At 76.0% G+C, this 14,549-nt stretch carries 1 protein-coding gene; it reads left to right on the top strand.

All coding sequences use genetic code 11. The annotated features are described in order from the left end of the window. Positions 1-19: 19 nt before the first annotated feature. The gene (locus GTY58_RS15155) at positions 20-14,545 is read left to right on the top strand and encodes a type I polyketide synthase (protein ID WP_042493092.1); all 14,526 of its coding nucleotides are present in this window, start codon (positions 20-22) and stop codon (positions 14,543-14,545) included. The last annotated feature ends 4 nt before the right edge of the window (positions 14,546-14,549 follow it).

The raw sequence follows: 14,549 nt of genomic DNA, 5'->3' as shown, positions 1-14,549 counted from the left end.
ACATACGGAGTTGATCGCAGTGGTGGATGACGACAAGCTCGTCGACTATCTCAAGCGGGTCACCGCGGACCTGAAGCGGACCCGGCAGCGGGTGCAGGAACTGGAGGCGGGCGCCGCCGAACCCATCGCCGTCGTCTCGATGGGCTGCCGCTTCCCGGGCGGCATCGCCTCCCCGGAGGACCTGTGGGAGTGCGTGCGCACCGGCACCGACACCATCTCCGGGTTCCCCACCGACCGCGGCTGGCGCACCGGCCACCTGCGCGGCGACTTCCGCCTCGCGGGCGGCTTCCTCGCCGACGCGGCCGGTTTCGACGCCGGGCTGTTCGGCATCTCGCCGCGTGAGGCGCTGGCGATGGACCCGCAGCAGCGGCTGCTCCTGGAGACCTCCTGGGAGGTCCTGGAGCGGGCGGGCCTCGACCCCACCACGGTGCGCGGCGCCGACGGCGGGGTGTTCGTCGGCATGGCCGACCAGAAGTACGGCCCGCGCGACGGTGAACTCCTCGACCAGGTCAAGGGCCTGGTCCTGACCGGCACCACCAGCAGCGTCGCCTCCGGCCGGATCGCCTACTCGCTCGGCCTCCAGGGGCCCGCGATCACCATCGACACCGCCTGCTCCTCCTCCCTGGTCGCCCTGCACCTCGCGGTACGGGCCCTGCGCTCGGGGGAGTGCTCGTTCGCGCTCGTCGGCGGTGCCGCGGTGATGGCGGAACCCCAGCTGTTCGCCGAGATGGCGGAGCAGGGCGGGATGGCGGGCGACGGCCGCTGCAAGGCGTTCGCCGCGGCGGCCGACGGCACCGGCTGGGGCGAGGGCGTCGGCGTGCTCCTGCTCCAGCCGCTGTCCACGGCCCGGGAACAGGGCCTGCCCGTCCTGGCCACCGTCCGCGGCACGGCCGTCAACCAGGACGGCGCCTCCAACGGACTGACCGCGCCCAACGGTCCCGCCCAGCGCCGCGTCATCCGCAAGGCCCTCGCCGACGCCCAGCTCAGCGTCGGCCAGGTCGACGCGGTCGAGGCGCACGGCACCGGAACCCGGCTCGGCGACCCCATCGAGGCGGGGGCCCTGCTGGCCACCTACGGCCAGGACCGGGCCGGGGACGAGCCGCTGTGGCTCGGCTCGGTCAAGTCGAACATCGGTCACACGCAGGCCGCGGCCGGCATGGCCGGAGTCATCAAGATGGTGCTGGCGATGCGGCACGGACTGCTGCCGCGCACCCTGCACGTGGACGAACCCACACCCCAGGTCGACTGGTCGGCGGGCGCCGTACGGCTGCTGACGGAGGAACAGACCTGGCCGAGCACCGGCCGGCCGCGCCGCTCGGCCGTCTCCTCCTTCGGCATCAGCGGTACCAACGCCCACGTCGTCCTCGAACACGACCCCGCCGCGAGCGGCGCGGACGGCGCACCCGAGCCCGGCCCCGACACCTCGCCCGCCGCCCCCGTCCCGTGGACGCTGTCCGCCGCGAGCGAGGAGGCGCTGCGCGCCCAGGCACGGCGGCTGCACCGGTACGCCGACGGCGACCCCGGACGGCGCCCGCTGGACATCGCCCGATCCCTGGCCCGTGGCCGCGCCCGGCTCGCGCACCGCGCCGTCGTGCTCGGCGCCGACCGCACCGAACTCCTCACGTCCCTGGCCGCCCTCGGCGCGGGCGAGCCCGACCCCCGCGTCGTACGCGGCCGGACCGTGCCGAGCGGCCCCGTCGCCTTCCTGTTCACCGGCCAGGGCTCGCAGCGGGCGGGCATCGGGCGGGAACTGTACGAGACCTTCCCGGTGTTCGCCCGCGCCTTCGACGAGGTGCGCGACCGGCTCGACCCGCAACTCGCCCACCCGCTCGACGACATCCTCGACGGGCGCGTCGTGGACGGACTGCCGCTGATCGAGCAGACCGGGTACGCGCTCGCCGCGGTGTTCGCGCTGGAGGTCGCGCTGTTCCGGCTGGTCGAACACGCCGGTGTCGTCCCCGACTTCGTCCTCGGGCACTCCACCGGCGAGCTGGCCGCCGCGCACTGCGCCGGGGTGCTCTCGCTGGACGACGCCTGCACCCTCGTCGCGGCGCGCGGCCGGTTCGTGCAGACCCTGCGCACCGACGGCGCGATGGTCGCCGTCGAGACCTCCGAGACGGAACTCGCCGAACTCATCGCGCGGGCCGACGTCGGCGACCGGGCGACCATCGCCGTGGTGAACGGACCCCGGTCCGTGGTGGTCTCCGGTGACGCGGACGCCGTCGAGCGGGTGCGCGCCCGGTGCGAGGAGCGCGGGCGCAAGACGCGCAAGCTGCCCATCAGCCACGCCGCGCACTCCGTCCACATGGAACCGATGCTGGCGCGGCTGCGCGAGGTCGCCGAGGGCCTCGAACACCGCCCGCCCCGCATCCCCATGGTCTCCAACCTGACCGGCGCACCCGTCCCGCCCGAGGCGAACTGGCCGGAGTACTGGGTCCGCCAGGTCCGCGAGACGGTGCGCTTCCACGACGGCATCCGCTGGCTCGGCGCCCAGGGCGTCACCGCCTGCCTCGAACTGGGGCCCGGCGGAGCGCTCATCGCGATGGCGCGCGAGAGCCTCGGCGACCCGGGCCGCGAGGTGGCCCTCGTCCCCACCCTCCAGCACGACCGGCCCGAGCCGGCCACGTTCCTGTCCGCGCTGGCCGAACTGCACGTGCACGGCGTGGCCGTCGACTGGGACACCCCGCTCGCCGCCCGCGGCGCGACCAGCACCGACCTGCCCACCTACGCCTTCCAGCGCGAGCGCTACTGGCTGCCCGCCACCCCCGCGGCACCACGCACCGCCGAACCGGCCGACCGGACCGGACGCGTGCGCTACCGGGTCGGCTGGACGCCGTACCCGGACGTCGACACCGACGCGCGGCCGACCGGCACCTGGCTGGTCGTCGCCCCCGACGGCGACAGCGACGGTGACGGTCACGGCGACGGAGCGCGGGTCGCCGAGGCCCTGGGGGAGCGGGCGGTGCTGCTGACCGCCGGGCCCGGCCTCGCTCCCGCCCTCGCGCGGCTGCCCGAGGACCGGCCCGTCGCGGGCGTGCTCGCGCTTCCCGCGGAGTCCGCGACCCGCTGGACCCGCCTGGCCCCTCGTTCAGCCCTCCGAGGCCGGGGTGCGCGCCCCGCCAGTGTACGCCACCAGGCGCCCGTCTCCGTCGACACCGAGGCCGTGCCCGGTGCCGCCCCAGCCCTCCTGTGGGGGCTCGGCCGGGTCCCGCACTCCGGCGGCGGCGTGGTGGACCTGCCCGCCGGCCTCGACGCGCGCTCCCTGCGGCTGCTCGCGGCCGTCCTCGCCGCACCCGGCGACCAGGACGAACTCGCCGTACGGCCGGGCGGCGTCTTCGCCAGGAAGCTGCTGCCCGCCCAGCGCCCCCGGCGGCAGCGTGCCTGGCGCACCGGCGGAACCGTCCTGATCACCGGGGACATCGCGGGCGTCACACCGGAACTCCTCCAGTACCTCTCCGGCGGCGGCGCTCGCACGCTCCTGCTGGCGCACCGCCCCGGCACGCCCCTGCCCGACGCCGCCGTCCTCGCCGCGGCGGGCGGACCGTGCACCGTCACCGAGTGGGACCTGGGCCCGCTGGAGACGGCGTCGGTGACCGCCGTCGTCCACCTCAGCGGCATCGACCCGGACGGCCCGTCCACGCCGGACGCCCTCACCGCCGCCGGGCCGGCCCGCGCCGTCCAGGACCGGCTGCGTACCGTCGTACGGCTCGAAGAGCTGTTCCACGACGCGGACCTGGACGCCTTCGTGCTGCTGTCCACCGTCGCCGGCACCTGGGGCGGCGCCGAGGACCTCGTGCACACCGTCGCGCACGCCGCCCTGGAGTCCCTCGCCGAGCGCCGCACCCTCGACGGCCGCCCCGGCACCTGCGTCGGCTGGGGCCCCTGGGAGACACCGGCGGACACGGGGGCGTCACCGGTCCCCGGCCTGCTGCCGCTCCCCGCCGACCTCGCCGTGTCCGCGCTGGCCGAGGCCCTGGACGCCGACGACCCCGTCTGCGCCGTCGTCGACGTCGACTGGAGCCTGTTCCACCCCGTCCTCACCGGGCGCGGCCCCCGCCCGCTCGTCGCCGACCTGCCCGAGGTCCGCGCCCTGCCCGCACCCCCGACCGCCGAAGTGGTCCTCGCGCCCGCCGCCGACCGGGAACACCAACTCCTCGAACTGGTCCGGGCGCAGGCCGCCGCCGTGCTCGGCCACGCCTCCGGCGCCGCCATCGATCCCGTACGCCCGTTCCGCGACCTCGGCTTCGAGTCCCTGGCGGCCGTACGGTTCCGCGACCGCGTCGCCGCCGAGACCGGGCTGCGGCTGCCCGCCACCCTCGTCTTCGACCACCCCACCGCGCAGGCGGTCGCCGCACATCTGCTGGCCGAACTGTCCGGCGTACGACAGCACGAGGACGAGGTCGCCCCGACGGCCGACCACGACGACCCGATCGCCATCGTCGGCATGGCCTGCCGCTACCCCGGCGGCGTACGCGGACCCGAGGACCTGTGGGACCTCGTCCACTGCGGACGCGACGGCGTCGGCGACTTCCCCACCGACCGCGGCTGGGACCTGCCCGCCCTGCGCCGCCTGGCACCGGACCTCGCCATGAAGGGCGGATTCCTGCCCGACGCCGCCGACTTCGACGCCGCCTTCTTCGGCATCTCCCCGCGTGAGGCGACCGCGATGGACCCCCAGCAGCGACTGCTCCTGGAGGTGTCCTGGCAGGCCCTGGAGGGCGCGGGCCTCGACCCGGCGGCCCTGCGCGGCAGCCGCACCGGAGTCTTCGCCGGCGCCGCGGGCTCGGACTACGGCGTGGTGCTGGAAGGGGCCCCGGAGGCGGACGGATACCTGACCACCGGCACCGCCGCGAGCGTCATCTCCGGCCGGATCGCCTACACCCTCGGCCTGCACGGGCCCGCGGTCACCGTGGACACGGCGTGCTCCTCCTCACTGGTGGCCCTGCACATGGCCGTGGGCGCCCTGCACCAGGGTGAGTGCGACCTCGCGCTCGCCACCGGCGTCTCCGTCATCTCCACGCCGGGCGCGTTCGTCGACTTCGCCCGGCAGAGCGGGCTCGCCGCCGACGGCCGCTGCAAGGCGTTCGCCGCGAGTGCCGACGGCACCAACTGGGCCGAGGGCGTGGGCGTCCTGGTCGTGGAGCGGCTCTCCGACGCGCGGCGCAACGGACACCGCGTCCTCGCCACGGTCCGGGGCAGCGCCGTCAACTCCGACGGCGCCTCCAACGGGCTCTCCGCGCCCAACGGCGGAGCACAGCAGCGGGTGATCCGGCAGGCGCTGGCCGCCGCCGGACTGTCCGCCGACGACGTCGACGCCGTCGAGGCGCACGGTACGGGCACGACGCTCGGCGACCCGATCGAGGCGCAGGCGGTCCTGGCCACCTACGGGCGGGACCGGCCGGCCGGACAGCCGCTGTGGCTGGGGTCGCTCAAGTCCAACATCGGGCACAGCGGGGCCGCGGCCGGGGTCGGCGGCGTGATCAAGATGGTGCAGGCCCTGCGGCACGGCGTACTGCCGCGAACCCTGCACGTCGACGAGCCGACGCCCGAGGTGGACTGGTCGGCGGGGACGGTGGGACTGCTCACCGAGAACCGAGAGTGGCCGCACACCGGGAAGCCACGCCGGGTGGGGGTGTCGGCGTTCGGAGTCAGCGGCACCAACGCACATGTCGTACTGGAACAGGGGCCCGAAGAAACGCCCGAGGAAGCGCCCGAAGAAGCGCCGGAAGAAACCCCCGGAGAGGCGCCCGGGGCGACCGCCCCACCGCTCCTCCCGTGGGTGCTCTCCGCCCGCACCCCCGAGGCGCTGCGCGCCCAGGCCGCCCGCCTGGCCGCCCGTCTTGCCGAGCGGGAGCTGCCCGCCGCCGCCGTCGGGCACGCCCTGCTGACCTCCCGGTCGGACTTCGAGCACCGGGCCGTCGCGCTGGGCGCGGGACACGGCGAGCTCACCGAGGCGCTGCGCGCGATCGCCGCCGGGGAGCCCGCCGGCTCCACGGTCACCGGCGTGGCCCGCCGGGCCGCCGGACGCGGCCCGGTCTTCGTCTTCCCCGGGCAGGGCGGACAGTGGCCCGGCATGGCCGCCGAACTCCTCGACACCGCACCGGAGTTCGCCGCCCGCTGGGCCGAGTGCGAGCGCGCCCTCGCGCCGTACACGGGCTTCTCCGTGACCGAGCTCGTGCGCTCGGGCACGCCCCTGGAGCGCGTGGACGTCGTCCAGCCGGTGCTGTTCGCGGTCATGGTGTCGCTGGCGGCGCTGTGGCGCTCGTACGGCGTGGTGCCCGCCGCGGTGGCCGGACACTCGCAGGGCGAGATCGCGGCGGCCTGCGTGGCCGGGGCGCTGTCCCTGGACGACGCGGCGCGCGTGGTCGCGCTGCGCGCCCAGGCGCTCCGCGCGCTCGTCGGCGAGGGTGGCATGGTCTCCGTCGGCATCCCCCTCGCCGAGGCCGAGCGGTGGCTGCCGCGCTGGGACGGACAGGTCTCCGTCGCGGCCGTCAACGGCCCCTCCGCGGTGGTGTTCTCCGGCGCACCCGCCGCCCTGGACGACCTGGTGGCCCACGCCCGCGACCAGGACGTCCGGGTCCGGCGCATCGACGTCGACTACGCCTCGCACTCCGCGCAGGTGGAGCGGATCGAGGACGAGATCATGACCGCCCTCGGCCCGGTCCGGCCGGGGCCGGGACAGATCCCGTTCTTCTCCACCGTGACCGCCGACTGGCAGGACCCCACCGGCCTCGACGCCGCCTACTGGTACCGCAACCTGCGCGAACCGGTGCTCCTCGAACCGTCCGTCACCGCCCTGGCCGAGCAGGGCTACGACGTCTTCGTCGAGGTCAGCCCGCACCCGGTGCTCGGCGCCGCACTCACCGAGACCGCCGAACTGGCCGGAGCGGAACCGGTGGTGACGGGCACCCTGCGCCGCGACGAGGGCGGTCTGAAGCGCGTACGCACGGCACTGGCCGAACTGTGGACGCACGGCGTCCCCGTGGACTGGACGCCCGCCTTCCCCGGCCGGCACGGCACACCGGTGGAACTGCCCGCCTACCCCTTCCAGCGCACCCGCTACTGGCCGGCGGCCCGCCCGGCGGTGGCCCAGGACCCGCAGGACGAGCGGTTCTGGCAGGCCGTGGACCAACAGGACCTGCCCACCCTGGCCGGCACGCTCGGCCTCGCCGACGAACAGCCGCTGCGCGAGCTCGTACCGGCCCTGTCCGCCTGGCGGCGCGACCGCAAGGAGCGGGCCGCCGTCGAGTCCTGGCGCTACCGCATCGAGTGGCGCCGGCTGCCCGAGCCGGAGCGCCGTACGCTGCCCGGCACCTGGCTCCTCGTGGTGCCGACCGGGACCGGGACCACGGACGAACCGTTGACCGGGACCGGGACCACGGACGAGCCGGTGACCGGCGCCACCACCGGCGGCACCGCGGACGACCCGGTGACCGCCGCCGTCACCGCCCTCCTGCGGGAACGCGCCGAACAGCTCGTGGTGCTCGCCGTCGACCCCGGCTCCGACCCCACCACCCTGGCCACCGCCCTCCGCGGCGCCCTCGGCGGCACGGAGCCGGCCGGTGTGGTCTCGCTGACCGGCATCGACGGTTCGCCGCACCCGGAGCGGCCCGTCGTCCCGGCGGGCGCGGCGCTCAGCCTCGCCCTGCTGCGGGCGCTCGCCGACGCCCGGGTCACCGCGCCCCTGTGGTGCCTGACCCACGGCGCCGTCACCACCGACGACGACGCCGGACCGGTCCACCCCGAACAGGCCGCCGTATGGGCCCTCGGCCGGGTCGCCGCGCTCGAGTTCCCGGGCACCTGGGGCGGCCTCGTCGATCTGCCCGACCCCCTCGACGACCGCACGGCGGACCGTCTCGCGGCGGTGCTCGCGGGCCTCGACGGCGAGGACCAGGTGGCGCTGCGCCCGTCGGGCGTCTTCGGCCGCCGCCTCGTACGCGCCACCCCGCGCGCCACGGCCGGCACGGGCTGGCGGCCGCGCGGCACCGTGCTCGTGACCGGTGGCACCGGAGCGCTCGGCCGGCGGGTCGCCCGCTGGCTGGCCCGCGAGGGCGCGGAACACCTCGTCCTCACCAGTCGGCGCGGCCCGCTCGCACCCGGCGCCGACGCGCTCGTCACCGAACTCACCGGGCTCGGCGTCAAGGTCACCCTGCTCTCTTGCGACCTCGCCGATCCGGCCCAGGTGACCGCGATGGTCGCCGAGGCGCAGCGCGACGGCGACCCGATCGGCGCCGTGGTGCACACCGCGGGCGGCGGCGGGCTCGGCCCGCTGGCCGAGGCCGGGCCCGACGACCTGGCCGAGGCGATGGCCGCCAAGGTGACCGGCATCGCCCACCTGGAAGCGGCCCTGGACCCCGAACAGCTCGACGCCGTCGTCTACTTCTCCTCCATCAGCGCCTCCTGGGGCGCCGGCGACCACGGCGTCTACGCCGCCGCCAACGGCGTGCTCGACGCCCGTGCCGAGGCCCGCAGCGCGGCCGGCGTGCACACCGTGTCCCTCGCCTGGGCGCCCTGGGCGGGCGGCGGCATGGCCGACGACCCGGTCTTCGACACCCTCTCCCGCAAGGGCCTGCCCCTCATCGACCCGGACCTCGCCGTCTCCGCGCTCGCCGCGGTGCTCGCGGAGGGCGAGTCCTCGCTGCTGCTCGTCGACGTCGACTGGGAGCGGTTCACCCCGCAGTTCACCTTCGAGCGGCCCACCCGCCTCCTGACCGAACTGCCCGAGGCCCGCCCCGAACCGGCCACCGACGACACCGCGCCCGACACCGCCGCCTCCCCGCTCGCCCAACGGCTGGCCGCACTGACCGGACCCCAGCGCACGGCGGCCCTGCGCGACCTGGTGCGCGAACAGGCCGCGGCCGTACTCGGCCACGCCGACGCACGGTCCGTCGACCCCGCCCGCGCGCTCAAGGAGCTCGGCTTCGACTCGCTCACCGCGGTCGAACTGCGCAACCGGCTGAGCACCGCGACCGGCCTCAGGCTGCCCGCCACCATGGTCTTCGACCACCCGACCATCGCCGAACTGGCGGATTTCCTGGCCCGCGGCCTCACCCCCGAGGCCGCCGTACCGGCCGAACCCGCCACCGTCGTACGCGTCGACCAGGACGACCCGATCGCCATCGTCGCGATGGCCTGCCGCTACCCCGGCGACGTCGCCTCCGCCGAGGACCTGTGGCGCGCCGTGCGCGACGAGGCCGACCTGATCACCCCGTTCCCCACCGACCGCGGCTGGCCGCTCGGCCGACTCGTCGACGCCGCCGACCCCGACCGGCCGGGCACCAGCTACGTCGGCCACGGCGGATTCCTGCACGGCGCGGGCGACTTCGACCCGGGCTTCTTCGGCATCTCGCCGCGCGAGGCCCAGGCCATGGACCCGCAGCACCGGCTGCTGCTCGAATCGTCCTGGGAGGCGCTGGAACGCGCGGGCATCGCCCCGAGGTCGCTGCGCGGCAGCAGGACCGGGGTGTACGTCGGTCTGACCGACCAGGCCTACGGGACCCGGCTGCGCGGCTCCACCGACGGCATGGAGGGCTACCTCGTCAGCGCGTCCGCCAACGTCGCCTCCGGGCGGATCTCGTACTCGCTCGGCTTCCAGGGACCCGCGCTCACCGTGGACACGGCCTGCTCCTCCTCGCTGGTCGCGCTGCACCTGGCCGCGCAGGCGCTGCGGGACGGCGAGTGCGACCTGGCGATCGCGGGCGGTGCCACCGTCATGCCGGACCCCACCTCCTTCGTGGCGTTCAGCCGGCAGCGCGGACTGGCCGCCGACGGCCGCTGCAAGCCGTTCGCCGCCGCCGCGGACGGGTTCTCGCTCGGTGAGGGCGCCGGTGTGCTGCTCGTGGAGCGGCTGTCCGACGCCCGCCGGCTCGGACACCCGGTCCTCGCGGTGGTCCGCGGCTCCGCGGTGAACCAGGACGGCGCGTCCAACGGCCTCACCGCGCCCAACGGCCCCGCCCAGGAGCGGGTCATCCGGCAGGCGCTGGTCAACGCGGCGCTGCCCGCCTCGGCCGTGGACGTGGTCGAGGCGCACGGTACGGGCACGACGCTCGGCGACCCGATCGAGGCACAGGCGCTGCTCGCCACCTACGGCCAGGACCGCCCGGCCGGCCGGCCGCTGCGGCTGGGCTCGGTCAAGTCCAACATCGGGCACAGCCAGGCCGCCGCGGGCGTCGCCGGAGTCATCAAGATGGTGCAGGCGATGCGGCACGGACTGATGCCCCGCACCCTGCACGTGGACGCCCCGAGTCCGCACGTCGACTGGAGTTCCGGGGCGGTGGAACTGCTCGACCGGGCCCAGGAGTGGCCACGGGACGGCGCACCGCGCCGCGCGGGCGTCTCGGCGTTCGGGATCAGCGGCACGAACGCGCACGTGATCCTGGAGGAGGCACCCGACACCCTGGAGGAGGCACCCGACGAGCCCGCCGGCGAGTCCACCGACGAGCGGGCCGACGAGCCCACCGACGAGCGGGCCGACACGGACACCGGGCGCCCCGCCCCCGGCGTCTCCGTCCCCACCGCCGGCCGCCCCGTCCCCGTCGTCGTCTCCGCCCGCACCCAGGACGCCCTCCGTGACCAGGCCGCCCGGCTGACCGCCCTCCTCGACGAGGGCGGGCACGGCGTCACCGATCTCGCCCACTCCCTGGCCACCACCCGCAGCGTCCTCGACCGGGCGGCGGTGCTCGTCGCCGCCGACCCGGACGAACTGCGCCGCGGCCTCACGGACCTGTCCGCGGGCGCCGTCGCCGAGGAGCGCGCCGAGGGCCGGCTCGCCTTCCTCTTCACCGGCCAGGGCGCCCAGCGCACCGGCATGGGCCGCGCCCTGTACGCGGCCTTCCCGGCGTTCGCGTCGGCCTTCGACGAGCTGTGCGCCGCCCTCGACCGCCATCTGCCGCGCCCGCTGGCCTCGGTCGTGTTCGCCGAGCCCGGCTCGCCCGAGGCCGCGCTGATCGACCAGACCCTCTACACACAGCCGGCCCTGTTCGCCGTGGAGGTGGCGCTGTTCCGGCTGCTGGAGCACTGGGGCGTACGGCCCGACGCCGTGCTCGGCCACTCGATCGGCGAGCTCGCCGCCGCGCACGTGGCCGGCGTCTGGTCCACCGCCGACGCGGCCCGGGTGGTCACCGCCCGCGCCCGGCTGATGCAGGAACTGCCCGAGGGCGGCGCCATGCTGTCCGTCGCCGCGGCCGAGGACGTGGTGTCCGCGCTGCTCGGCGACGCGTTCGACGAGGTGTCCGTCGCCGCCGTCAACGGCCCGGCCTCGATGGTGCTGTCCGGCACGGAGGAGGCCGTCACGGCGGCGGGTGCCCGGCTCGCCGAGGCGGGGCTGCGCACCAAGCGGCTCACCGTGAGCCACGCCTTCCACTCGCCGCTGATGGAACCGATGCTCGCCGCGTACGAGCGCGAACTGGCCCAGGTGACCTTCGCCGAGCCCGAACTGCCGGTCGTCTCCAACGTGACCGGCAAGCCGGCCACCGCCGAGCAGCTGTGCGACCCCGCCTACTGGGCGCGGCAGGTGCGGGGGACCGTGCGGTTCGCGGACGGAGTGGACAGCCTGCTCGGCGAGGAGGTGACCACCTTCCTGGAGCTGGGCCCGGACGGCGTGCTGACCGCCATGGCGAAGGAGTCGGCCGGGGCGGGCGCCACCGGCATCGCCGTCCAGCGCCGCGACCGCGACGAGGTACGGACCCTGCTCACCGCGCTCGGCAGGCTGCACGTGCGCACCGGCCGCGTCGACTGGCCCGCGTTCTTCCACGGCACCGGCGCCCGCCGGGTGGAACTGCCCACGTACGCGTTCCAGCACCGGCGGTACTGGCTGGACGCGCCCACGGGCGGCGTCGAGGCGCTGGCCGGCGCGGGCCTGGCGGGCACCGGGCACCCGCTGCTCACGGCGGCCGTGCCGCTGCCCGGTACCGGCGGGTCGCTCTTCAGCGGCAGCCTGCCCGGCATCGACGAAGAACGGCCGCCGTCCCGCGGCGACATCCTCGATCTGGTGCTGTGGGCGGCCGGCAGCCTCGGCTGCGACCGGATCGCCGAACTCGACGTCCCCGCCGCGCTGCCCGGCGGACCGCACGCCCCGCTGCAACTCGTGGTGGCGGCGCCGGACGAGGACGGCGACCGGGACTTCACCCTCCACGTGGGGCCCACGGACTCCGGTGACGCCGGGGACGAGTCCTGGACGCGGATCGCGCACGGCACCGTCGGCGGTGCGGCCGCCCGGCCCGAGCCCGACCCCGCCGCCTGGCCGCCCGCCGACGCCGAACCCGTCGGCGCGGACGCGGTGTGGCGCCGGGCGGACGAGCTGTTCGCCGAGCTGGTGCTGACCGAGCAGGAGGCGGGCGACGCCGACCGCTTCGGTCTGCACCCCGAGCTGCTGGCGGGCCTGACGGACCTGATCACCGAACTCGCCGGCGAGCCGGTCCACTTCGCCGGGGTGACCCGGTACGCCACCGGCGCCACCGAGCTGCGGGTCCGGCTGACCCGCTCGGGCCCGGGCGCCGTAGCCGTGCTGCTGTCGGACGCGGAGGGCGAGCCGGTGCTCTCGGTGGACCGCGTCGGCGTACGGACGGGCACCGCGCCCGCCACGACGCCCGCCGGCGCCCCCACCGGACCTGACTCGCTCTATCGCCTGACCTGGACACCCGTGGCGGCCGTGGCTCCCGAACCGGCCGGCCCTTGGGCCGTCGTCGGCGCGGACGGCCTGGCCAAGGCGCTCGTCGCCACCCAGGGCGCCGAAGTCGAGGCCCACCCGGACCTCGCGTCCCTCGGCCGCTCCACGGAGCACGGCGCCGCGCCCGGGCTCGTCGTCCTGTCCGTGGACACGGAACCCGGCGCGACCGTCGAGTCCATGCGGCACACCACCCACCGCACCCTGGAGCTGGTCAAGGAACTGCTCGCGGACGGCCGCCTGGCCGGGGCCCGGTTCGTCCTCGTCACCCGCGCGGCCGTGTCCACCGGGGACGGCACCCCGGTCGACCCGGCGCAGGCGGCGGCCCGCGGACTGCTGCTGTCGGCGCAGGCGGAGCACCCGGAGCGGTTCGTCCTGGCCGACCTCGGCGGCCGCGACGCGGACGCCGAACTGCTCGCCGCCGCCGTGGGAACCGCACTGACCGAGGCCGAACCGCAACTCGCCGTCCGGGACGGCCAGGTGCTCGTGCCCCGGCTGGCCCAGGTCACCGAACGGCCCACCGACGGTCCGGCGGAACGCGGCCCGGGAGGCGAACACGGCACGGTGGTGGTCACCGGCGCGACCGGCGGCATCGGCACCGAGATCGTGCGGCACCTGGCGACCGCGCACGGCGTGCGGCACCTGCTGCTGCTCAGCAGGCGGGGCCCCGACGACCCGCGCGCGGCCGAACTGGGCCGAGTCCTTGCCGAGGCGGGCGCCGACGCGACCTTCACGGCCTGCGACACCGCCGACCGCGCCGCCCTGGCCGACGCGCTGGCGGACGTACCGGCCGAGCACCCCGTGACCGCCGTCGTACACATCGCCGGAGTCGTCGACGACGGAGTCCTCACCACCCTGACCCCCGACCGGATCGACACCGTGCTGCGGCCCAAGGCCGAGGCGGCGCAGCATCTGCACGAGCTGACCGCGGACCTCGGGCTGTCCCACTTCGTGCTGTTCTCCTCGGGCGTCGGCACCTTCGGCGGCGCGGGCCAGGCCAACTACGCGGCGGCCAACGCCTTCCTGGACGCACTCGCCCACCGCAGGCGCGCGGCCGACCTGCCGGCGACCTCGCTCGCCTGGGGCCTGTGGGAGACCACGGCCGGCATGTCGGCGCACCTCTCCGACGTGGACCGGCGGCGGATGGCCCAGGCCGGCGTCCTCGCCTTCACCCCGCGGCAGGGTCTCGCCCTGTTCGACGCGGCGTGGAACTCGGACGCGACCACCTTGGTACCCATGCGCCTCGACAAGGCCGTACTGCGCGGGAAGGCGGCCGAGGCGACCCTGCCCGCACCCTTCCGCGGCCTGGTCCGCGCACCCCTGCGCAGGGCCTCGGCGGCCGGTGCGCGGGCGGCCGGGCAGTCCTTCGCGCAGCAGCTGGCCGAGCAGTCCGAGAGCGGGCGGCGACAGCTGCTGCTGGATCTGATCCACCGGCAGGTGGCCGCCGTACTGGACTACGCGGCCGACGCCCCGCTCGACGCCAAACTCCCCTTCCGGGAGCTGGGATTCGACTCGCTCACCGCGGTCGAGCTGCGCAACGGCCTGATCGCCGCGACCGGCGTCCAGCTCTCCGCCGCGCTCGTCTTCGACTACCCCACGGCGACCGCGCTCGCCGAGCACCTGGAGAGCAAGGTCCTGCGGTCGGTCGCCGGGGCTCCGCTGCCGGCGCTCACCCAGCTCGACCATCTCGAAGCCGCGCTCGCCACCTCGCCACCGGACCGGGCCACCCGCGAACAGCTCGCGGCCCGGCTGCGCCGGCTGGCCTCCGCCTGGAGCGCGGACGAACTCGAAGCCGACGACGGCGACATCACCAGCAAGCTCGATTCCGCCTCGGATGAAGAGCTCTTCGACTTCATCAACGCGGAATTCGGAAAGGACTGAGTCC

Origin of the sequence: Streptomyces sp. SID5469, assembly GCF_009862865.1 — a bacterium.
GTDB lineage: Bacteria > Actinomycetota > Actinomycetes > Streptomycetales > Streptomycetaceae > Streptomyces > Streptomyces avermitilis.
Note: the sequence above shows the minus strand (reverse complement) of the source record. Positions and strands in the feature narration are given on the sequence as shown.